The organism is Nocardia sp. alder85J (assembly GCF_020176955.2).
Classification (GTDB): Bacteria; Actinomycetota; Actinomycetes; order Mycobacteriales; family Mycobacteriaceae; genus Nocardia.
Map to the genome: position 1 here is coordinate 1151619 of NZ_JAIUCZ020000001.1, position 21198 is coordinate 1172816.

26 protein-coding genes are annotated in these 21198 nt (G+C 70.0%); 8 read left to right on the top strand and 18 right to left on the bottom strand.

The annotated features are described in order from the left end of the window. Positions 1-23: 23 nt before the first annotated feature. From LBW94_RS05315 to LBW94_RS05330, 4 genes are read right to left on the bottom strand one after another with little or no spacing between them, the layout of a single operon-like run. Positions 24-1061: an MlaD family protein gene (locus LBW94_RS05315; protein ID WP_225060792.1), complete on the bottom strand. Its 1038-nt coding sequence runs from the start codon at positions 1059-1061 to the stop codon at positions 24-26. Then, positions 1058-2359, bottom strand: coding sequence for an MlaD family protein (locus LBW94_RS05320; protein WP_225060791.1), 1302 nt, complete (start codon positions 2357-2359; stop codon positions 1058-1060). The genes LBW94_RS05315 and LBW94_RS05320 overlap by 4 nt, the downstream gene beginning before the upstream one ends. Before the next feature lie 4 nt (positions 2360-2363). Next, complete coding sequence (locus LBW94_RS05325; protein ID WP_225060790.1) at positions 2364-3218, bottom strand: ABC transporter permease; 855 nt, start codon at positions 3216-3218, stop codon at positions 2364-2366. Then, positions 3218-4084, bottom strand: a complete 867-nt coding sequence (locus LBW94_RS05330) for an MlaE family ABC transporter permease (protein ID WP_225060789.1) — start codon at positions 4082-4084, stop codon at positions 3218-3220. Before LBW94_RS05330 ends, LBW94_RS05325 begins: the two co-directional genes overlap by 1 nt. 242 nt (positions 4085-4326) lie before the next feature. On the opposite strand from LBW94_RS05330, the gene LBW94_RS05335 reads away from it, so the two are divergent. Next, entirely contained in the window at positions 4327-4968 is a 642-nt protein-coding gene (locus LBW94_RS05335; protein WP_225060788.1) for a DUF4232 domain-containing protein, read from the top strand. Between the two features lie 77 nt (positions 4969-5045). On the opposite strand, the gene LBW94_RS05340 is transcribed toward LBW94_RS05335, so the two are convergent. From LBW94_RS05340 to LBW94_RS05350, 3 genes are all read right to left on the bottom strand, one after another. Further along, entirely contained in the window at positions 5046-5231 is a 186-nt protein-coding gene (locus LBW94_RS05340; protein ID WP_225060787.1) for a hypothetical protein, read from the bottom strand. Positions 5232-5252: 21 nt separating this feature from the next. Then, positions 5253-5471 carry a hypothetical protein gene (locus LBW94_RS05345; protein WP_225060786.1) on the bottom strand — a complete coding sequence of 73 codons (219 nt, stop codon included), beginning with the start codon at positions 5469-5471 and terminating at the stop codon, positions 5253-5255. A 61-nt stretch (positions 5472-5532) separates the two neighbouring features. Continuing rightward, positions 5533-6384, bottom strand: coding sequence for a helix-turn-helix transcriptional regulator (locus LBW94_RS05350; RefSeq protein ID WP_225060785.1), 852 nt, complete (start codon positions 6382-6384; stop codon positions 5533-5535). Between the two features lie 86 nt (positions 6385-6470). On the opposite strand from LBW94_RS05350, the gene LBW94_RS05355 reads away from it, so the two are divergent. Further along, a complete protein-coding gene (locus LBW94_RS05355; protein ID WP_225060784.1) occupies positions 6471-7253 on the top strand; it encodes an SDR family NAD(P)-dependent oxidoreductase in 783 nt (260 codons plus the stop codon). A 137-nt stretch (positions 7254-7390) separates the two neighbouring features. Here the strand turns inward: LBW94_RS05355 and LBW94_RS05360 are convergent, their stop codons facing one another. Continuing rightward, entirely contained in the window at positions 7391-7771 is a 381-nt protein-coding gene (locus LBW94_RS05360) for a nuclear transport factor 2 family protein (RefSeq protein WP_225060783.1), read from the bottom strand. Beyond that, on the bottom strand, positions 7768-8376 hold the full coding sequence (locus LBW94_RS05365; RefSeq protein ID WP_225060782.1) for a TetR/AcrR family transcriptional regulator: 609 nt from the start codon (positions 8374-8376) through the stop codon (positions 7768-7770). The genes LBW94_RS05360 and LBW94_RS05365 overlap by 4 nt, the downstream gene beginning before the upstream one ends. Positions 8377-8467: 91 nt before the next feature. On the opposite strand from LBW94_RS05365, the gene LBW94_RS05370 reads away from it, so the two are divergent. Next, positions 8468-9217 (top strand): SDR family NAD(P)-dependent oxidoreductase, encoded by a 750-nt coding sequence (locus LBW94_RS05370; RefSeq protein WP_225060781.1) that lies wholly within the window; start codon positions 8468-8470, stop codon positions 9215-9217. 3 nt (positions 9218-9220) lie between these two features. Here the strand turns inward: LBW94_RS05370 and LBW94_RS05375 are convergent, their stop codons facing one another. From LBW94_RS05375 to LBW94_RS05390, 4 genes are all read right to left on the bottom strand, one after another. Beyond that, entirely contained in the window at positions 9221-9343 is a 123-nt protein-coding gene (locus tag LBW94_RS05375; RefSeq protein WP_255634913.1) for a hypothetical protein, read from the bottom strand. 64 nt (positions 9344-9407) lie between these two features. Further along, entirely contained in the window at positions 9408-10916 is a 1509-nt protein-coding gene (locus LBW94_RS05380) for a glycosyltransferase family 39 protein (protein WP_225060780.1), read from the bottom strand. Between the two features lie 285 nt (positions 10917-11201). Continuing rightward, the gene (locus LBW94_RS05385) at positions 11202-11834 is read right to left on the bottom strand and encodes a hypothetical protein (protein ID WP_225060779.1); all 633 of its coding nucleotides are present in this window, start codon (positions 11832-11834) and stop codon (positions 11202-11204) included. 70 nt (positions 11835-11904) lie between these two features. After that, positions 11905-12723 carry an SAM-dependent methyltransferase gene (locus LBW94_RS05390; protein ID WP_225060778.1) on the bottom strand — a complete coding sequence of 273 codons (819 nt, stop codon included), beginning with the start codon at positions 12721-12723 and terminating at the stop codon, positions 11905-11907. 344 nt (positions 12724-13067) lie between these two features. Between LBW94_RS05390 and LBW94_RS05395 the strand changes: the two genes are divergently transcribed. Further along, positions 13068-13883, top strand: a complete 816-nt coding sequence (locus LBW94_RS05395) for an alpha/beta fold hydrolase (RefSeq protein ID WP_225060777.1) — start codon at positions 13068-13070, stop codon at positions 13881-13883. A 179-nt stretch (positions 13884-14062) separates the two neighbouring features. Here the strand turns inward: LBW94_RS05395 and LBW94_RS05400 are convergent, their stop codons facing one another. Beyond that, the gene (locus LBW94_RS05400) at positions 14063-14944 is read right to left on the bottom strand and encodes an esterase/lipase family protein (protein WP_225060776.1); all 882 of its coding nucleotides are present in this window, start codon (positions 14942-14944) and stop codon (positions 14063-14065) included. 113 nt (positions 14945-15057) lie between these two features. Here LBW94_RS05400 and LBW94_RS05405 point away from each other — a divergent pair, with 113 nt between their 5' ends. After that, entirely contained in the window at positions 15058-15606 is a 549-nt protein-coding gene (locus tag LBW94_RS05405; RefSeq protein WP_225060775.1) for a TetR/AcrR family transcriptional regulator, read from the top strand. A gap of 28 nt (positions 15607-15634) precedes the next feature. Here the strand turns inward: LBW94_RS05405 and LBW94_RS05410 are convergent, their stop codons facing one another. After that, on the bottom strand, positions 15635-16552 hold the full coding sequence (locus tag LBW94_RS05410; protein WP_225060774.1) for an SDR family NAD(P)-dependent oxidoreductase: 918 nt from the start codon (positions 16550-16552) through the stop codon (positions 15635-15637). Between the two features lie 180 nt (positions 16553-16732). Beyond that, entirely contained in the window at positions 16733-17092 is a 360-nt protein-coding gene (locus LBW94_RS05415) for an Rv2640c family ArsR-like transcriptional regulator (RefSeq protein WP_225060773.1), read from the bottom strand. 98 nt (positions 17093-17190) lie between these two features. Here LBW94_RS05415 and LBW94_RS05420 point away from each other — a divergent pair, with 98 nt between their 5' ends. The 3 genes from LBW94_RS05420 to LBW94_RS05430 are packed head-to-tail and all read left to right on the top strand — an operon-like array spanning position 17191 to position 19207. Beyond that, positions 17191-17649 (top strand): ArsI/CadI family heavy metal resistance metalloenzyme, encoded by a 459-nt coding sequence (locus LBW94_RS05420; RefSeq protein WP_225060772.1) that lies wholly within the window; start codon positions 17191-17193, stop codon positions 17647-17649. 38 nt (positions 17650-17687) lie between these two features. Then, positions 17688-18743: an ACR3 family arsenite efflux transporter gene (gene arsB, locus LBW94_RS05425; RefSeq protein ID WP_225060815.1), complete on the top strand. Its 1056-nt coding sequence runs from the start codon at positions 17688-17690 to the stop codon at positions 18741-18743. Positions 18744-18784: 41 nt separating this feature from the next. Further along, positions 18785-19207: an arsenate reductase ArsC gene (locus tag LBW94_RS05430; RefSeq protein WP_225060771.1), complete on the top strand. Its 423-nt coding sequence runs from the start codon at positions 18785-18787 to the stop codon at positions 19205-19207. 171 nt (positions 19208-19378) lie between these two features. Here LBW94_RS05430 and LBW94_RS05435 read toward each other — a convergent pair whose 3' ends face one another. Beyond that, complete coding sequence (locus LBW94_RS05435) at positions 19379-20272, bottom strand: NAD(P)-dependent oxidoreductase (RefSeq protein ID WP_225060770.1); 894 nt, start codon at positions 20270-20272, stop codon at positions 19379-19381. Further along, positions 20269-21177: an NAD(P)-dependent oxidoreductase gene (locus tag LBW94_RS05440; RefSeq protein ID WP_225060769.1), complete on the bottom strand. Its 909-nt coding sequence runs from the start codon at positions 21175-21177 to the stop codon at positions 20269-20271. The genes LBW94_RS05435 and LBW94_RS05440 overlap by 4 nt, the downstream gene beginning before the upstream one ends. Positions 21178-21198: the final 21 nt, after the last annotated feature.

Here is a 21198-nt window from a genome sequence, read left to right on the forward strand (position 1 = left end):
ATCCCCTTCGCGCGCAGGGTCGTTCACCTGCAGATGGCTGAGTTCTCGACTTTTCCGCTCGGCGCCGCGAGGGCGAGCAGGTTCGCGACGACCGGATCCACCCCCGGCGTGATGCTGAACCGGAGGTTGCACACATAGGCGTTCAGATAGGCGCCGTTGTCGACGATGCGGGCCATGCCCTGCAACATCAACGGCAGGTTGTAGCCCAGATAGGCGAACTTGTACCGGTTGTCGAGGAAGTGCTTGCTGAAACCCGGTTCGCGGGTCAGGAAGGCGGACATCTGCGGTTGCGCGCCCTGCACCACCCGCGCCGCCCGATCCAGCACCGCCGACAGCGAATCGACCTGGGCGAACAGCGTGTCCCGCTGCGCGGACAGCCCCTCGAAGATCTTGCCGGTCTGCGTGATGACCGTTTGCAGGTCGCCGCGCTGCCCGGCGAGGTCGGTAAGCACCCGGGCCAGATTGTCGATGAGCCGGCCGAGTACTTCGTCGGGCCCGGTGAGCGTCTCGGCCAGCCGCGACGTCTCGGCGATCAGCGCGGCGACCGAGCCGTTGTCGCCCTGCAATGCCCGGATCACCGCGGCGGTGATGTTGTCGACGTCTTTCGGTTGCAGCACGCTGAACAGCGGTTCGAAACCGTTGAGCAGCGTGGACAGATCGAAGGAGGCCTCGGTGCGCTCCGGCGGCAGTTGCGCGCCGGGCCGCAGCGGGGTGTGGGTTCCGTCGCCGCGCAACGACAATCCGATGTACCGCTGGCCGATCAGATTCTGGTAGGTGACCGAGGCGACAGTGTCGGTGTACATCGGCTGGCCGTGCTGCACCTCGAAGGTCACCCGCGCGAAGGTGCCGTCGAGGTCGATGCCGTCGACCCGGCCCACCCGCACCCCGGCCATCCGGACGTCGTCGCCGGTGCGCAGGCCCGACACGTCGGTGAACATCGCCGAATAGCGGTCCGCGCGGCCGGGGACGCCGCGTTGCAGGGTGGCGTACACGGTCCAGGTCGCGGCGATCGAGGCCACCAGGAACAGGATCACGCCGAACAACGGTCCGCGCACACTCATTTCGATCCTCCGTCCGGGGGCGCGGGGGTGATCCGAATGTCGTTGCCGCGCACCAGCGGTCCCAGCAGCAGGTCGGAGGCCGCGTTCGGCGGGCCGCCGAACGCGGCGGCGATGCGCTGCTGTTCGGCCGGGCTGCCGACCGGGCCGACCATGCCGCCCAGGGCGCTGTCGTCGTCGTTCGGATTGCCGCCGGGGCCGACGATGGCGGGCCCGCCCACCGGCGCGGTCTCGCAACTGGGCCCGGCGAGATTGCCGTAGCGCGGGCAGTCCGCGCGGGTGTACTGCTTGTGCGGGGTCAGCTCGACGATGACCTTCGCGGTGGCGCTCTGGGTGTCGGCGTGCCAGAAGCCGGTGCGGAAGGTCGTCGAGATCCGGGTCTCGGAGATCGCCATCTGGGTGAAGTTCCGGCCGCCCTGGGCCAGTACGTCCAGCACCGGCGACATCCGGCCGGTGATTCCGGTGAGGGTGTCGGTGTTGTGTTGCAGCGCCGCCGCGACCGTGGTCGTGGTGGTCAGCCCGCCGGAGAGCAGGTCCGCCAACTGGATCCGATCGGCGGCCACGGTCTGCATGGGGACCACCGCCTGATGCACGGCGTCGAGCAGATCCGGTGCGGCGGACTGCAATCCGCTCAGCGCGTCGGACAGGGCGACCAGCAGCGACGGGTTGCCGTCGGGGGCCATGGCGGCGTCGAGGCCGCGGGCGATGCGGTCGAGCTGGGCGCCGGCGCGCAGCGCGTCGGCGCCGCGGCCGCTGGTGGCCTGTTCGACGGTGGCGAGGATGCCGAGGGTCGGATCGGCCGGGGAGCGGCCGACCGCGGCGACGATCCGGCTCAGTGCCGTCAGCGAGGTCTGCAACCGCACCGTCTCCAGGCCGTGGTCCTGCGGGATGCGCGCACCCGCGGCCAGCGCCGGGCCCGGCCCGTTGTCGACCAGTTGCACCGAGGGCACCGCGAACACGTTGCTGGGCACCACCCGTGCGGTCACGGTGCCGGGGATGCCCGCGGCGAACTGCGGGAACAGGTCGATCCGAACCTGATTCGGGCCGCCGCCGGTGGACGCGGTCACCGATCGCACCAATCCGACCAGTACGCCACGGTATTTCACATCCGATTTCACGGGCAGGCCGTCACCGACGTCGACCAGGTCCGCGGTCACCCGCACCGGCCGCTGGAACACTCCTTCGGAGCGGGCGATCATCGCGGCCGCCACGACCCCGGCCACCACCAGGAAAATGATGCCGCGCCAGAACAATCGGAGGTCGGAGGTGGGTCGTCCGTCGGATTCGAATGCGATCGGCATCGTCTCACCCGCTGATTCTCGAGCCGGAATCGAAACCCCAGAGCGCCATCGTCATCAGCAGGTTCACGCAGATCATCACCGTGATCGCGGCGCGCATCGCGCGCCCGGCGGCGACCCCGACGCCCTGCGGTCCGCCCGAGGCGTAGAACCCGTAGTAGCACTGGATGGTCGAGGTGATGACGACGAACACGACCGCCTTCGCCAGCGAATACAGCACGTCCCGTCCGGCCAGCACCAACCGGAAATAATGTTCGTAGGTACCGGTGGACTGCCCGCCGGCGATGGCCACGAACGCCTCCACCGCGAGATAGTCGATCGCCAGCCCGGCCAGATACAGCGGCACCGCCGCCACCGCCGCGGCCAGCAGCCGGGTGGTCACCAGGTAGGGGATCGGCCGGATGGCGATCGAGTCGAGCGCATCGATCTCCTCCGCGATCCGCATCGACCCCAGTTGCGCGGTGAAGCGGCACCCGGCCTGGGCGGCGAAGGCGATGGCCGCCATGATCGGCGCCAGTTCCCGGGTGGCGGCCGTGGAGGCGATCATGCCGGTGGCCGGGCCCATGCCGAGCAGTTTCAGCGCGCTGTAGCCCTCGATGCCGACGATGCCGCCCGCGGCGGCACCGAGCACCAGCACCACCCCGGCCGTGCCGCCACCCACCACCAGTGAGCCGTTGCCCCAGGTCACATCGGACAGGATGCGCAGGCACTCCTTGCGATAGTGGCGCAGCGCCACCGGAATCGCGAGGACCGCGCGGACGAAGAAGGAGGCCAGGTGACCCAGCCGCATCACCGGTCCGGCCGGCATCCCGGCGACCCCGGCCAGCGGCCGCAGCAGCGGCGGGCGATAGCGGGTGGCCATTACAGCGTCGTCCTCGGGAACAGCATCGTGTACAGCTGGGTGAAGCCGACGTTGACCACCATCAGCAGCATGATCGACGCGACCACCGCGGCGTTCACCGAATTGGCCACCCCGCCCGGACCGCCCTTGGTGCTCAACCCCTTCTGACAGGCGACCACGGTGACGATCGCGCCGAACACCGCGGATTTCACCATCGCCAGATACAGGTCGCCGACCGTCGCGAACGAGGAGAAGGTGGCCAGGAAGCTACCCGGCGTGCCGTTCTGCACGTAGACGTTGAACAGGTATCCGGCGAGAAATCCGACGAAACAGCTGGCGCCGGTGAGCCCCATCGCCACCATGATGCCCGCGGCCAGCCGCGGCACCACCAGCCGCCGCAGCGGCGAGACGCCCATGACCTCCATGGCGTCGATCTCCTCGCGGATCGCCCGCGAGCCGAGATCGGCGCAGATCGCCGAACCCACCGCCGCCGCCAGCAGCATGGCCGTCACCAGCGGCGCGGCCTGCCGGATCACCGCCAAACCGCTTGCGGCGCCGGCCAATGCGGTCGCCCCGACCTGACCTGCCAAGAGCCCGAACTGGATCGAGAGCGTGGCGCTGATCGGCAGCGCGACCGCCAGCGTCGGCACATAGGAGGTCTTCGCCATGAATGCGGCCTGCCGCAGGAACTCCCGGAACGGGAACTGCCCGGTGACGATGTCGGCGACCAGATAGCGGACGGCGTACACGCCCATCACGACCTGACCACCCACGGTGTCCAGCGCCGCCAGCGGATGCCGGCCCAGATATCCGCGAACCCAACCCCTGATCTCGGCGCCCGCCGAGCGTTCCTCGCTGCCGTCGGTGATCTCTTCGGATGTGCTCATGCCACACTCCTCACCCCTGCTGAACAGCTGTTCAGCACAGTGCGTCGTGCTCATGAAAGCACACGCGCGGAGATGTGGTCAAGGTCACTTGGAGCCCTCGGAGTGGTGCGGGTCACTGGCAATCACCGTTTACATGACATGTGCAATCAATACGCAACCCGTCCTTTATCCGTAAACGCCCGGCTGCCGAATCGCGATGAGACAGTGTGAAAATCATTCACCGCAGCGAGAGGCGGAACGCCATGCGCATCGGTTCGCACACCCGGTCGGCACTGGCTCTGTGTGGCCTGGCGGTCGCGCTGATCGGCTGTAGCCCCGGTCCGGCCGCACCACAGGCCGGTTCCCCGGGCTCGGTGCCGGCGGCGACCGCGGGAGCGCCGGTGTCGGCGCCACCGGCCGCGCCGGGATCGGCGGGTTCGGCACCGAGCGCGGCGGGTTCGACACCGGTCGCCACCTCGGTCGCGCAGTCGCTCGGCCCGTGCGGCACCGGCGCGGTGATCATCGGCGCCGAGCAGATGTCCCCGGCCACTCTGCATCGCGGCGTCCGGCTGACCTTCTCGCTCGTCGGGGCCGCCGCGCCGTGCGCGCTGACCGGCTATCCGGGCGTCGACAGCGGTGCCGGTGGTCCGCTGCTGCACGCCACCCGCACCCCGCGCGGTTTCATGGGTGGCCTGCCCGCCGGTGACGACACCGCGCCGCCGGTCCGGCTGGATTCCGGCCATCTCGCCCACGCGATCGTCGAGGGCGTCGCCGTCGACGCCGCCGGCAACGGCTGCCCGCAGTACACCAGCCTGCTGGTCACCCCGCCCGACAGCACCGAGACCAGCACCCTCACCGTGCCGATCGACACCTGCGCACTCCAGGTCCACCCGGTCACCGGCTGATTTCCGCGGCGGCGAGCCGTGCCGTGGCCGGAAGCGGTCCCGCCACGGAGTGGGCATGGCACCGGTCCCGCTACCGGTCACCTCGCCGACGTCCGCCACGGCGGCGGTGGCCGGAGCGGTATTCGTGCGGCGACTCCCGTGGTGACCGTGTCGGCGCCGGACAGGATGCGATCGGCGTGACCGCTGTCGGCCAGCGCCGCGATGCTGTCCGGCAGCCGCCGATCGGTGCCGTGGTGGACCCGCGCCGGCCCGTCGAATTGCACGTACGCACCCGCTGCGGCAACCTACTGGTGAATTCGGCTGTCCGGGAACCGATGCAGATGTCCGAGCACGACACTGCCCGGCGGCACCCCGTGCTCCGCGCACAACACCTCCAGCACGTCCAGCGCCGCCGTACCGGCCTCCGGATGGATGCCGATCGGCACGCCGGTGGCAGCGGCGGCCGCCAGTACGCGCCGGTCGAGGCGGCGCCGGAAGACCACTACGCGAACATGTTCGACCACTTCGCGGTGATCGCGTGGTCGCACGCCGCCGTGCTGGAGCCGACGGTGAACGACCGAGTACTCATCGCCGATATGCCCCAGCGTCGGCGCCGAGGACGTTCAGCAGCGCCAGCGCCTCGGCGTCGGGGGAGCCCGGCGGGGCGCTGTAGAGGACGAGGTGCTGGTCGCGGTCCGGGAGGGTGAGGGCATCGCAGTCGACGGTGATCGGTCCGATCACCGGGTGCTGGAAGGTTTTCGTGAGCACCGCCGCGGGCTGTACGTCGTGCCGTTCCCAGAGCTCGGCGAATTCGGCACTGCCGGTGCGCAGTTCGCCGATCAGACCGGTCACTTCGGAGTCGGCCGGATAGCGTGCCAGGGCCGAACGCAGCTGCATCACCACGTGCTGCCGGAACGCCGCGACGTCGGAGACCCCGTACAGGGTGGAGCCGAGCCGGGCCGGGCCGAGGAAGGCCCGGCGGGCGAGATTGCGGTCCGCCGGGGCGATCTCGGCGAAATTCTCCATGAGCGCGGCCGCCAGATCGTTCCAGGCGAGCACCTCGAAGATCGCGGAGGTCACCATGGCGGCCGTCTGCGGCAGCCGCTCGAGCAGTGCCAGGATGCTGGGCCGGACCTCGCGCGGGTGCGATCCGGTGCGGCTCGGCGCGGTGCCCGCCAGGACGTGCAGGTGGTCGGATTCGGCGTCGGTGAGCCGCAGCGCACCCGCGATCCCGGCGAGGACCTCGGCTGACGGCCGTGGGGCGCGGCCCTGTTCGAGTCGCACGTAGTACTCCGTGGAGATGTGTGCGAGCACCGCGACCTCCTCGCGGCGCAGCCCGGGTGTCCGGCGGCGTGGGCCCGAGGGGAGGCCGACGTCCTCGGGCCGGAGCCGTTCGCGGCGGTTGCGGAGGAACGCTCCCAGTTCCTGCTTGTCCATACTCCGAGTGTGCCCCTCGGGTGGGCCCGGATCCTGGTACCGGTTGTGCCTGAATCCGGTGCGGCGATCCGCCCGACACTGGCGTCATGACCCAGACCATCGAATATCCGTCCATCGGCCTGCTCACCGGCAAGGTCGTGCTCGTCACCGGAGCCAGCCGGGGGATCGGGGCGGCCGCGGCGCGGCTGTTCGCCCGGGAGGGCGCGGCCGTCGTGCTCGCCGCCCGCGGCAGAGACGCGCTGGACCACCTGGTGAGCGAGATCCGTGCCGCCGGCGGCGTGGCCGACGCCGTCACCTTGGACCTGGCCGAGCGCGCGGACATCCGCGCGGCCGTCGACCGCGTCGAGCAGGTGCACGGACGGCTCGACGGCGCCTTCAACAACGGTGCGGTGATCCAGCAGCCCGGCCCGCTCGACACCACCAGCGACGAGGATATCGACCGGCAGTTCGCCGTGAACTTCCGCGCGCACTGGACCGCCATGACTGCCGAGGCCGCCCTCATGCGGCGGCACGGCGGCGGAGCGATCGTCAACACCTCGAGCATCGGCAGCCGCCGCGCGAATCCGCGGCTGCCCGCCTACGGTGCGATGAAGCGCGCGCTGAACAGCATCACCGAAACCGCGGCGGTGAGCTGGGCCGCCGACCGTATCCGGGTGAACGGGATCACCCCGGGCGGTACCGCCACCGAGATGATCGAGGAATGGGAGGCGGCGACTCCCGGCATCGTCGCCCATCTGACGACGTTGATCCCGCTGGGCCGGATGGCCGAACCGCGCGAGGTCGCCGAGGCGGCCGCCTGGCTGCTCAGCGATCGCGCCTCGATGGTCACCGGCGCCATCATACCGGTCGACGGCGGCGCCGGAGCCTGAAACATGCTGTGCCGCAGTACTGTTCGCCAGGTCGGCGCGTTCGGGCCCGGTGAGGTGATCGACGGCCCGGCGGGCGATGCCGTCCGGTCGTCGGCCATGCGTACAGTGCAACGCCGCGGTCGTTACCCACTGCCGGGTCAGGACTCGGCGGCGACCGGTTCGACGAAGGTCCACAATCGGGTGATCCGGCCGTCGGCGACGGTGGCGACATCGGTGCCGCGCACCCGCGCCACGTCGTCGGCGGTCCGCAGTTCCCAGTCCAGGCGGCCGAGATCGCCGACGGACGAGGGTGCGCCCGCCGCCGCGAAGTGCAGTTGCGGAAATGCGGTGAGCACCCGTTCGGCGGCGGCATCGATGGCGACGTGGCCGACGACCGACCCGTCGTGGTCGACGAACCGTGCGTCCGGGGCGAACAGCTCGGCGATCACCGCGCGCCGGGTGCTGCGGTCGCGCTGATCGAACACGTCGAGCAGATTGCGGTGCAGCAGGTCGCCGATCAGCGTGCCGTCCGTGGTCACGGGCATTCCTCCGGTTTCGGGTGGTCGGCGGCGAGCACTGTGATCGCCGTCTCGGCGATCGCCCGCAGCGCGGGTTCGGATCGGCCGGCGCGGCCGAGCGCCTCGATCCCGCGCAGGACGGTGAGCAACAGCGCGCCACCCTCCTGCGGATCGAGGTCGCCGCGCGCGTCCCCGGCGGTCTGGGCGGCACGGAAGCAGCCGGTCAGGGCCTGTTCGTAGGTGTCGTAGGCGGCAGCCGAGATCCGGGCCACGTCCGGATCCTGGTCGGCGAGTTCCGCGGTGGCCTTGGCCAGCAGGCAGCCGCGGCGGGAGGCGGCGGGATCGGCGGTCTTCGACCGCAGGTGGCGGCCCAGCCGCTCGTACGCCTCGTCGTCGGCACCGGCCAACTGGTCGCGGACCGCGGCCATCTCCTCGTCGCAATACTGGCCGAAGGCACTCAGGAACAGACCGTGTTTGTCGCCGAACGCACCGTAGAGGCTGCTGCGGCGCAGTCCGGTCGCGGCGGTGAGCTGTTCGACGGAGGTCGCCGTATATCCGTGATCGTGGAACGCCTCGCGGGCGCGCCGCGCCACCAGCGCTTCGTCGAAGGTTCTCGGTCTGGCCACGTGGTCGAGCATACACAGTTTCGGAATGATCGTTCTGATACTCTGGGCCGAGTTCGGGAACAATCATTCCGTAATCGGCGAGGAGTGCATCATGAGCGGAACGCTCGACGGGAAGGTCGCCGTCGTCACCGGCGCGACCAGCGGGATCGGCCTCGCCATCGCGCAGCGGTTCGCCGCCGAGGGCGCGACCTTGTTCATCACCGGCCGACGGCCGGACGCACTGGAGGCCGCGGTCGCGCAGATCGAGGGCGAGGTGATCGGCGTGCGCGCGGACGCCGCGAGCGTGGCCGATCTCGACACCCTCTTCGCGACCGTGCGCGAGCGCGCCGGCCGCATCGACGCGCTGGTCGCCAACGCGGGCGGCGGGTCCTTCCTGCCGCTGGGGCAGATCACCGAGAAGCACTACGACGAGACCTTCGACGCCAACGTCAAGGGCACGCTGTTCACCGTGCAGGGCGCGCTGCCGCTGCTCACCGACGGCGCCTCGGTGGTGCTGATGAGTTCCACGACCTCGGTGCTGGGCGGCAAGGCCTTCAGCGTCTACGCCGCATCCAAGGCCGCCGTCCGCAACTTCGCCCGCAGCTGGGCGCTGGATCTCGCCGACCGCCACATCCGCGTCAACGCGCTGTCGCCGGGACCGACGCGGACACCGGGCCTGCTCGGCCTCGTCCCGGACGATCAGCACTCGGGGCTGCTGGATTCCCTGGCCGGTGACGTGCCGCTCGGCCGGGTCGCCGACCCGGCCGAAATCGCCGGTGCCGCACTGTTTCTCGTCTCGCCCGATGCCAGCTTCGTGAACGGCACCGAACTCTTCGCCGACGGCGGGCAGGCGCAGGTGTGATCGTCAGACGCCGAGGCCGGCGGCCCATTCGGCGCCGGTGAGCACGTCGCCGCGACGGGCGGAGGTCCGGGTGGTCAGCAGGTGGTGCAATTCCGGATCCGGGTCGGCGCAGGCATCGGACAGCACGGTCAGGCCGTAGTCGATCGACTTTCCGTGCGGCTTCTCGCCGGTGAGTGGACTGCGGAGCAGCTCAGCCGAGGTGACGTAGATCCGGCCAGAGCTGGGCCCAGGTGCCGTGCGGTGCGCGGCACAGGTAGATCGCGGCGTGCCGGGAGGTTTCCTGGTCGGTCAGCCCGTGCGGCAACGTGATCGGCGCGACCGTCGTGACATCCGACCAGAAACGGTGCAGGTACGCGGTATTCCACTGGCCCACACACAGCACCGTGTCCGGGGTGCCCGGCGGGGGTCCCCACAGCAGGTAGTTGTTGTGCGCGCTGTACACCGGATTGTGCAGCCCGCGACCGGGACCGAGGATGGTCAGCGCCCCGGCCTCCCCGTAGTTGCTGGTGAAGATCGGTGTCCCGGAAGGGAATCCGGCCGCGGCGCGGATCACCTGATCGGTGTATCCGGGCCAGCCGTAGGTCTCCATCGGCTCCGGATCGACCGCGCGCAGGGCACTCGACACCGCCGGGGTGAGCGTCGGCAGGCCGATCAGTACCGCGGCCAGACCGCACGCCACCATCGCCACCGGCCACGCGACCCGGTTGTCCGCGTGCTCCTCCGCCCGCACGGCCCCGGCCGCGAACAGCCCGATCAGCACCGGTGCGACGTAGTAGCTCTTCCCGCCCCCGGCGGTGAAGAGGACCACCGCCACCACCGCGACCACCAGCAGCCAGCGATGTTCTCGCCCGGCCGCCGAGCCGAGCCGGCGCACCCCGGCCACCCACAGCACCACCAGCGGCGGTCCGGCCAGCAGCAACAGCGTCAGCGGCAGCTGGGCCAGCGCGCCGGGCACGCCGCCCTGCTGCGCGGACAACACCTGTGCCATGTGCAGATTCGCCCACTGGTGCCGGGCGTCCCACACCAGATTCGGCGCGAGGATCAGCGCTGCGAGCCCACCGGCCAGCCACGGCCCCGGCGTCCGCAACACCTCGCGCCGATAGATCGCCAGTCCGGCGAGCACCCCCAGCAGCAGCACCGCCAGCGTGCTCTTGTTCTGGAGACCGATCCCCGCGACCACCCCGGCGGCCAGCCATGCTCCGACCGTGCCCCGGCGCAGCGCCCTTGCGACCAGTACCAGCACCGCCGCCCAGGCCAGCTGGTCCAGCACCGTGGTGCCGAACAGCAGTGAGGCCGCGACGAACACCGGCGAGGCCGCGACCGCCCCGGCGGCCAGTACCTGCGCCCGCCGCCGGCCGCCGAACTCCGCGGCCAGGACCGCCGCCAGCAGCACACATCCGACCTGCGCCGCGATGGCGAGCACCCGTAGCGGCAGCATGCCGCCGGGCAGTGCGGCCGCCGCACGGGCCAGCAGCGGGGCCAGCGGCGGCTGATCGACATAGCCCCAATCGGGATGCCGTCCGCAGATCACGTAGTAGAACTCGTCCCGGTGCCAGCCGAATCGGGTGGCCACCGCCAGATGGACGACACCCACCACCGCGGCCACCAGCGCCACCGCTCGCCAGTGCAGCGGTGCGGGGATGCGCTCCTGCCGCTCGCGCCGTTCCGTATCAGTTTCCGGGAGTTCGGGTTTCGTCATCGAGCCGACACCCCGCGGCGGCGATTCGCCGCGCATTCCGACGCCGCTGTGGAGCGGGCCACTACCCGCCCGTGCATGATCCGACCGTAGATCCGCCGGGGCGGGCAGGTCAATCGGGAAGCCGGTCCGGCCGTGGGAACATCGGGCCGCGCTGCCCGGCTCGCCCGGCGAGCCTGCGACGAGGGTCGCTCGCGGGCGGTCCGGGCTGCGATGGCCGCCACCGCCATCGCCTCGGCCGGCTGCCATGACCTGCGGTTGCTCGGCGGGCAGCGCTCCCGGAATGCCCTACAGCTGGGGCGGCCACTGCGGTGGGGGCGGTGTCCCCGGCGGCTGATAGCCGGGCTGCGGAAACTGCTGTGGTGCCGGATACGGTTGCGGGGCAGCGTAATTCGATGGATAGCTGGGCGCCTGCTGCCACAGCGGGGCGGGCGCGGGCGCCGAAGGGGGCTTCGCCGCGGGCAGGGCCAGCACCACGACGGCGACCAGGCCGACGATCGTCGCGGGGATGAACAGCCACTGCCCGTCGCGCGAGAACGCCTGGTACTCCGGATATTGCAGCGTGTTGATCACACTCGAACCCGATTGCAGGAATACCGCGCCGGCGCCGACCGCGGCGAGCGTGCGCCCGGTGGCGGCCGCGGGCCGGACCGCCACCAACACCGCGCCGATCAGGCCGAACGCGACGGTGAGGGCGACCGGCAGCAGGTACCAGTCGACGTTGTGGGCGCCGATCAGGTACCAGATCGCCTGCACGGCATAGAGCACCGCGGCCAGGCCGACCGTGATCGCACCCAGCACGGCGCGGGGATCCCCCGGGTTCGCACCCGGGACCGGATGTCCCGGCATCGGATATCCGGGTGTCGACGACCACGGCTGCCCCGGATTGTGGGGCGGCCCTGGCGGATACGGGTAGACCATCGGCACGGCTCCTCGCTGGGGGATCTCTCCGATGGTAGAGGTCGCGGAGAACGACTGTGCGGCAAGCGAGTTACGGTTTGCGGGCCAGTGCGCAGGCGATGAGGGTCTCCCACAGCGTCAGATCCCGGTCGTCGGGGCCGATCTTGTCGATCCCGTCCGGGCTGGGCTCGGGCCGCCAATGCGAGCAGGCCGTGAGGCCGGGCTCGAGGATCTCCAGATCGCCGAACAGGGCCGTCAATTCGTCGTCGGTACGCCAGCGGCCGCGGCCGAAGCTGGCCTGCAACTTCTCCTCGGCGGCGGCGGTCTCCTCGTTGTGCCCGGATCGGAAGTGTGAGATGTAGACGTAACTGCCGGAGGGGATCCGATCCACCCACCAGCGCACGAGCGCGGCCGGTTCCTCGTCGTCGTTGAGGTGGTGCAGGATCGCGCTGAAGATCACGGCCACCGGCTGGGAGAAGTCGATCAGCCGCTTCACCTCGGGATTGTCGTAGATCTCCTGCGGCCTGCGCAGGTCCGCCTGGATCACGGTGGTGTCGTCGTCGGTGGCCAGCAGCGCGTGACCGTGCGCGAGCACGATCGGATCGTTGTCCACGTACACCACGTGCGCGTCGGACGAATTCCGTTGCGCCACTTGATGAACATTGTCGGCGGTGGGCAGCCCGCTGCCGATGTCGACGAACTGCCGCACGCCGTCGCGGGCGAGGTTGCCGACCACCCGGATCAACGCCTGCCGGTTGGCGTACGCGATGCCCACCGAACCGGGCAGATCCTTGACGAAGAAGTCACCGACCTGGCGATCGACGGCGTAATTGTCCTTGCCACCCAGCAGGTAGTCGTAGACGCGGGCGATGCTCGGCTTCGATTGATCGATCGCCGCGCTGTCCGACACGGGAATCACCCCTTGTACTCGAAGATCTTGTTGTGTAATCGATCCTAGGAGAATCGGCGCCGCGGGGTGCCCGGTTCGCGACGACAGCACACCGCCGGCCGAATCGGGCTGCGCGGCAATACCTCCGACTGCCTGCGGCGATGCGCTCGCCACGGCAGTCCCTCGAACCGCCTGTGGCGCATCCCGGACCGCCTGCGCCGGTGGCCCCCGACCGCCCGCGGGAGATTCCGCCCGACAGCCCGCAGTGCCGCCGAGGCATGCTGGACTCGGCGGCCGCCGATGAGTTCCGCGCTCCGGCGGCGTCGATTGTCGTGAAGATGTTCGATCTATCTCCCGGAGGACCCATGACCGTATCCGTCACCACCGGCACGCTCGCCGTCCCGGACGGCAGTCTCTACTACGAACTACGCGGCAGCGGCCCGCTCGTCGCGCTGGTCGGCTCGCCGATGCACGCGGCGGCGTTCGCGCCGGTGGCGGACGCCCTCGCCGAGAGCCACACCGTGCTGACCACCGACCCGCGCGGCCATTTCGGCAGCGTGCTGCACGATCCCGACAGCGACTCCACCCCGGAACTGCGCGCCGGCGACCTGGCCGCCCTGCTGCGCCACCTCGCTACCGGCCCCGCGACGGTCTTCGGTTCCTCCGGTGGCGCGATCACGACTCTTGCTCTGCTGCAAGCAAATCCGGAGCTGGTGCACACCGCCGTCGCACACGAGCCCCCGCTGGCGGAACTGCTCGACGACCGTGAGCAGCAGCGGGCCGTCCAGGCGGATGTCATCGACACCTTCCGTAGCGGCGACACCCTGGGCGCCGTCCGCAAATTCTTCGCCTTCGCCGGAATGCACATGCCCGAGCCGATCTTCCAGCAGGTCTTCGGCGGCGAGCGCACCGAGGCCGAGATCGCCAACGACCGCTACTTCTACCTGCACGAGTTCCAGGGCACCGCGGGCTGGCAGCCCGACCTGGACGCCCTGCGCGCCACCGGAACCCGGCTGATCCTCGGCATCGGCGACACCTCCGGCGGCCTGTTCTGCGACCGCGCCACCCGCGCCCTGGGCGCCGAACTGGGTATCGACCCGGTGCTGTTCCCCGGCGGCCACGGCGGATTCACCGAGGACCCGGTGAAGTTCGCCGACCGCCTGCGCGAACTGCTCACCTGACGCCACCGCGCCTCGCCCGCCGGCCACCTGCCGCGCCCCATATGGTGTGGAGCCGGTGCACCGGGATGTGGCCGCCGCGGCGGACGGCGTCCGCACCCTACCAGGCGCGGGCCATCGGCGCGGACGAGATCGACGGCACGCCCCTGCCCAACGGCGCCTTCTGCTGAACCTGCCCAGGTTCAGCAGATCGTGGCGTGGGGACGGGTCTCGTCGAGAGCCTCGAGCACATCCTCCACCACCGCGGGATCGCCCGGGAGCTGGAAATGATCGCTGACATCTCCCGGGCACTGGTCCTGCACCACGATGTTGCGGACATTGGGTCCGGTCAGCAGGCCGGTCGTGTACGGGGTGGCGACCTCGTCGTCGCGGGTGATGATATCGGTGAACCGGATGTCCGGGGCCGCCGCGGCATCGGCGTGCAATTCGGCGAGAAACGGTGCGCCGGTGACCAATTGCGCGCAGTTTCCGCACGCCGCGGCGGTCCACGGGAGGTCCGGGGCGTGCCGCGCGACCTCCTGGAGTCCGCTCAGGGTGGACCCGTGATAGGGCGCGGCCAGTCCGACGTAGTGGTCGATCGCCGCCGCCCCGCCGAGGTGGTTGACGTAGTAGAACGGGATGGCGGCCCCGGCGGAATGGCCCACCAGATCCACCTTTTCCGCCCCGGTGGCCGCCCGCACCCGATCGATGAAGCCGGCGATCTCGGCGGCGCTGTCCTCGACCCGGGCCATGCCACCGAAATCACCGGATACGGTGCGCCCGTAGGTGGTGGTGAACACGCAGTAGCCCGCATCGGCCAGCGCGGGCGCCACCGACTGCCACGTGACGGTGTCGGAGGAGAAGAAGCCGTGCAGCAGCACGACGGGGTTCGGGTGCGCGGCCGAGGGGGCACACGACCAGTCGTCGGCGCCCGGCGGGGCGGTCCCCGGATGTGCCAGCTGCGCCGCCACTCCCGCCGCGTAGCCGTAGGGCACCGGATACTCCGGCCGCGCCTGTGCGGGCCCGCACGCGAACAGGCCGCTCAGGGCCGAAACAGTCAGCAGAATCGTCGTTGCTCGCCGCACGGACAGCCTCCCCGTCGATACGTTCCCTGCGCCCGACCGGCTATGACCGACCGGTCGGTCATAGCTTAGGGGGCGCACCGCGCGCACGCCACCGGTTTGGCAGACTGACAGCCATGCCCCGTCCCGCAGACCCCGGCCGCAACGCCCTGCTCACCGCGGGCGCGGAGACGGCGGAGCGCTCCGGGTTGCGCGGACTGTCGGTGAACGCCGTCGTCGAGGCGGCCGGAATGGCCAAAGGCAGCTTCTACCATCACTTTCCGAGTCGGCGAGAGTACGTGCTGGCCCTGCACCGTCGCTACCACGACGAGCTGACCGAGTTGGTGCTGGCGGCGGTCGCCGGAATGCCGGTGGGCGCGGCCAGGATTCGGGTCGCCACCACCGCCTACCTGGATGCCTGCCGCCACACCCGGGGGACGAAAGCCTTTCTGGCGCAGTCCAGAACCGATGTCGATCTCATCGAGGCCATGCAGGAACGCAACGAGAGGGTCGCCGTGCGACTGGAGCCGGATCTGACCGTCCTGGGCTGGCCCGACCCGCACGCGACCGCCACGATGTACGTCGCCATGATCGCCGAGATCGCCCTGCTCGAGCTCTACGCCGCCGCCGAACGGCCCGAGCTCCGGGCCGCCGCGCTCACCATGATCGAGAACAGCCCCGCCTGATTCCGCGGGCATCGTAACAGCCTGTCGCTCAGGCGGTTTCGGTGAGCTCCACACTGGTGGCCCAGAGCTCCTCGGCCGTGGCCACCTGATAGGATTCGGCGGACGAGCGAATCCGCCGGAACCCGGAGAAGTAACTGCCGGTGACGCCGGCCAACTCGGGATCGAGGACCAGCCGCGCCAGCGCCTGCCCCGACCGGCGCGGTGTGTGCACATTGATACCCGGCACCACGGTGAGCGCCGGGAGCAGATACCGCCATGCCAGACCCTGAATCCCGCCGTAGTCACGACCGAGCCCGGTGCCCGGCATCAGCCCGGGATCGAAGGCGTTCACGGTGATCGGCGGCGGTACGGCACCGGTGTCGAGTTGCCGGGCCAGCGCGTACGTGGTCAGCACATTGCAGAGTTTGGACGTGGTGTACCGCCGCCGCCCGACCGCGCCGGGCGAACCGCCGGTCTCGCTCGGACGGGCCAGCTCCCGGGCAGTGGTGTAGGCCGGCGCCGGCATTCCGGTCGGCTTGGCGGGATCGTGGGTGTCGCTGGCCACGAAGACGATCCGGCCCGGCGTACCCAGCTCCGGCAACAGCTCGCGCACCAGCAGGACATGCGCGAGGTGATTGACCGCGAAGGTCTGCTCGAATCCGTCTACGGTCAGTACCGTCCCGGACACGATCTGCACACCGGCATTGCACACGATCGCCCGCAACGGCGGCAGCCGCAGCGCCCCGAACCCCCGCGCGAACCGCCGGACCTCCGCGAGCGAAGCCAACTCCAGCGGCACCCCGACGGCGCGCTCACCCAGCCGCCGCGCCGCCTCCCGAACCCCGTCCGGTCCGCGACCGGTGACGACCACCCGCGACCCGGTATCGGCGGCGAGAATCGCCTCGGCGGCGCGATACCCGAGACTGCCGGTCCCCCCGGTGATCAGTACCGTACGTTCGCCGGTCACGGTCGTCCCTCCTTGTCGCCAACGGTCACCGGCCGCCGCACCCGAGCGAATCGCGACCGGAGCGCCGGGTCACTGTAGGGATCGTTGCACATGTGGGCGACCACCAACTGTCGGCACCGTGCGAGTTCGGCAGGGAGACGATCGCCGGGGCCGGCGGATCCTGGTGTGCGCCGGGCGTATTCAGGGGCAGCAGTTGGGGTCCAGGACGCGGCAGAGGGCGGTGAGTGCGTCGCGGCGGGGGCGGTGCAGGGTGTTCATGCCGTGACGTTCGGAGTCGGTGAGCCCGGCCTCGCGCAGCACCTTCAGGTGATGGGAGATCGTGGACTCCGACAGGCCGACCGCGGCGGCCAGGTCGCCGCCGTTCTCGGCGCCCAGCGGGCTGGCCAGCAGCAGGGACATGAGTTTCACCCGGACCGGGTCGGCCAGCGCCTTCAGGCGCAGCGCGACCTCCAGCGCCGCGTCGTCGTCCACCGGACCGGCGGCGACGGGCGCGCAGCACACGGGGGTGGACATGTCGATCACCGGGAGCGCCTTGGGCATGGTTCCGACCCTACCCGCAGCGTTGACTTATGTCGAAAAGGTGGCACACTCGACACCGTCAGTATTTCGACATATGTCTCACAACCGGAGGTTGACCAATGTCGCGTGTGCAACTCGCCCTCAATGTCGACGACCTCGATCGGGCCGTCACCTTCTACACCGCGCTGTTCGGCGTCGAGCCCGCCAAGCGCAAGCCCGGTTACGCGAACTTCGCCGTCGCCGAGCCGCCGCTGAAGCTGGTGCTGCTGGAGAATCCCGGTCAGGGTGGCACGCTGAATCATCTCGGTGTCGAGGTGGAGACCTCACGGCAGGTACACGGTGAGATCGCCCGGTTGTCGGAGGCGGGGTTGTTCACCGAGGAGCAGATGGCCACCACGTGTTGCTTCGCCACGCAGGACAAGGTGTGGGTGACCGGGCCCGGCGCCGAGCGCTGGGAGGTCTACACCGTGCTCGCCGACAGCGAGACCTTCGGCGCCGCACCGGAATTCCTGGAGATCGACGCCGTGCAGACCTGCTGCGGGCCCGAGCAGTCCTGCTGCGCCGGACAGACCGCGTGACGAGCACCACCGAACCGGTGGCGGCGGTCCGATTGCCGATGCTGGACCGGTTGCTGCCGGTATGGATCGGCGTCGCGATGGCCGCCGGGCTGCTGCTCGGCCGCGCGATTCCCGGACTCGGCGACCGGCTGAGTTCGGTTGCCGTGGACGGGATCTCACTGCCGATCGCGGCCGGGCTCCTGATCATGATGTACCCGGTGCTGGCGAAGGTCCGCTACGACCGGCTCGGCAGCGTCACCGGCGATCGCAGGCTGCTGGCCGGTTCACTGATCCTGAACTGGGTCATCGGGCCCGCGCTGATGTTCGCGCTGGCCTGGCTGCTGCTACCGGACCTGCCCGAGTACCGCACCGGGCTGATCATCGTCGGGCTCGCCCGCTGTATCGCGATGGTGATCATCTGGAACGACTTGGCCTGCGGCGACCGCGAGGCCGCCGCGGTGCTGGTCGCGATCAACTCGGTGTTCCAGGTGGTCATGTTCGCGGTGCTGGGCTGGTTCTACCTGTCGGTGCTGCCGGGCCTGCTGCACCTGGCCCGCACCACCATCACCACGTCGCCGTGGCAGATCGCGAAATCGGTGCTGATCTTCCTCGGTATCCCGTTGCTGGCGGGGTATACGACCCGCCGAGCCGGGGAGCGCGCGAAAGGCCGTGCCTGGTACGAGAATCGGCTGCTGCCCCGGCTGGGGCCGTGGGCGTTGTACGGGCTGCTGTTCACGATCGTGATCCTGTTCGCCCTCCAGGGCCACCAGATCACCGCTCACCCCGGCGATGTCGCCCGGATCGCCGTCCCGCTGCTGGTGTATTTCGCGGTCATGTGGGGCGGCGGCTACGCCCTCGGCGCCGCTCTGCGCCTCGGGTACGCACGGACCACGACGATGGCATTCACCGCCGCGGGCAACAACTTCGAACTCGCCATCGCCGTGGCGATCGCCACCTACGGCGCCACCTCCGGCCAGGCCCTGGCCGGGGTCGTCGGCCCGCTGATCGAGGTTCCCGTCCTGGTCGGCCTGGTCCACGTCTCCCTCGCCCTGCGGAAACGCTTCCCGCACAACGCCGGAGCCGTCCCGACGGCATCGTCCGGAATCCCGTCGTGACCCCGCGTCCTGCCGCGCCGACCGAAAGTGCCACCGAACCGATGACTTCCGTGCCCACCCGCCCGAGCGTGCTGTTCGTGTGCGTCCACAACGCCGGACGCTCCCAGATGGCCCACGGCTTCCTCACCGCCCTCGCCGGCGATGCCATCGAGGTCCGCTCCGCCGGCACCGCTCCGGCCGACCGGATCAACCCGATCGCGATCGAGGCCATGGCCGAGATCGGCATCGACATCACCACCGGCACACCGAAAGTCCTCACCGGTGACACCGTGCAGACCTCGGATGTCGTGATCACCATGGGCTGCGGTGACGCCTGCCCTTATTTCCCCGGCGTCGACTACCGGGACTGGAAACTCGACGACCCGGCCGGACAGGACCTCGACGCGGTCCGCCGCATCCGCGACGACATCCGGAAACTCGTGCAGGACTTGATCACCGAATTACTGCCCGGCAACGTTCGGTAACGTCTCGGCCCGTGCCGTTCGCTGACGCGGAGCCGGAGTTGGTGGCGTGGATCGCTGATCAGGCGTGGATCGCCGGTGACGGCTCGCAGGCGATCTTCGAGGGTGCGGTGGTCCGGCGTGCGATCGGACGGTGTTGGCACCGTCGGAGCGGTGCATTCCTGTGTGCGGCGCTCATGTACTTGCCTTGCGGGCTCGAATTGCGTCGATGGTGCGGGTCCAGCCGTCGGTGCCGTGTCCGTCGTCGATGGCACGGCGGTAGAGCGTTTGCACCACCTTGGGGAGTGCGGTGTCGATGTCGGCCGACTCGGTGGTGGCGAGGATGTGATCGGCGGTGGCGCCCATCATGATGTTGTTGCTGCCCGTGCCGGGATGTTCGCCGGCGTCGATTCGAGCACCGAGAGCAACGGTGCCGCCGGGGGCGATCATGTCGGGGATCGCGGCGATCAGTTGCATGACCCCAGGCAGGAACATCTCGGCTGCGATGCCCGCCGAGCCCGCCAGCGCTATGGCGTGTGCGCATCCGGCGAGCGTGGTCAGAAAGACGTCGAGGTTCGCCTGGTACATCAACTGGGCAAGGCCCGGGTCATCGCCGAGGAATCGTGGATCTCCGAGGTGGGCGAGGGTGTTGCGATGCGCTTCGAAGCCGCGCTGGTCGCCGCTGTAGTAGATGTACGCGAGGTCGGTACCCACCATCGGGGCGGGCACCATGACGCCGCCTGTCACGAACGATGCACCGTGTGAAGATGCCCAGTTTGCCGCCTCGCGGGTCTTGTCCGGTGTGTCCGAGCTGAGGTTGGTGAGCGTGCGTCCAGTCAGCGAGGCGCCGACGTCGGCCAAGACGTCCCACATCGCTTGGTAATCGGTCAAGCTGAGGATGATGAGTTCGCTGGCCGCTACCGCCTCGGCAGGTGATGCCGCCAACCGCGCTCCGGCCGCCACAAGGTCGTCGGCGCGGCTCGGCGTGCGGTTCCACACGGTGACCTGGTGCCCGGCTCGCAGCAGGGTCCTGGACATCGCCTGGCCCATCGGACCGAGGCCGATCACGGTGACCGGTGCGGCGCTCATCGGCCACCACCGACTGTCACCTCGGACGCGCGGAAGCTCTCGTAGATCCGCGCGAATCCTTCGGAGCCATGTCCGGCGGCGATCTGCCGGGTGATCAGCGCCTGTACCGCGGCGAGGGGCGCCGGGTTCACGCCCTGCTCGTCGCTGGCGCGCACGATGTAGGACAGATCGGAGAAGTCCAGGCTCTGCTGGCCGGCAACGGTGTAGTCGCCGCCGTCGACGACCTGCGCGAAGCCGGTGAAACCGCCGGTCATGGCACTGATGAACGGGATCGCGCGAGCAGCGAAGTCCGTCGCGGTCATACCTTCCGAACCGACCATCGCGGCACCGTGGAGGAAACCGGCGAACATCTGGTACATCCCGGACAGCAGGGCAAGGTCGATCAGCGACGCCCTACCCGCATCCGAACCGTCGAAGATGCTGGTTGCCCACGTGTCGAGGACGTCACGGTGCTGGTCGAAGGCAGTCCGCGAGCCGCTGTAGAAGACCTGCGCGCCGGGTGATCCGATCATGGCGGGCACGGCCAGGATCGCGCCGTCGAGATAGTCGATCCCGTGCCCGGCGGCCCAGGCAGCCGTCTCGCGCGCCTCGTTCGGGGTGGTCGTGGTGAGGTTGACCAGTGTCTTGCCGCGCAGCTGATCGACGACGGGGTCGAGTGTTTCGTGCACCGAGGGGTGTCGGAGCAGGCACGTGACGATCAGTGGGTGCGCGGTGACGGCGTCGGCGACGGTCGCGCCGGGCCGTGCGCCGCGGTCGACCAGGTCGGCGTCGCGGCCGGCGCTTCGGTTCCATACGGTCACCGGGTGGTCGGCGTCGAGGAGCCGGGCGGCGAGGGAGCTGCCCATCGCCCCGAGCCCGAGCATCGCCACGCCTGTGGCTAGCGGGGTTGTGGTCGGTGAAGTCATGCGTCCATGCTGGACAGCGAC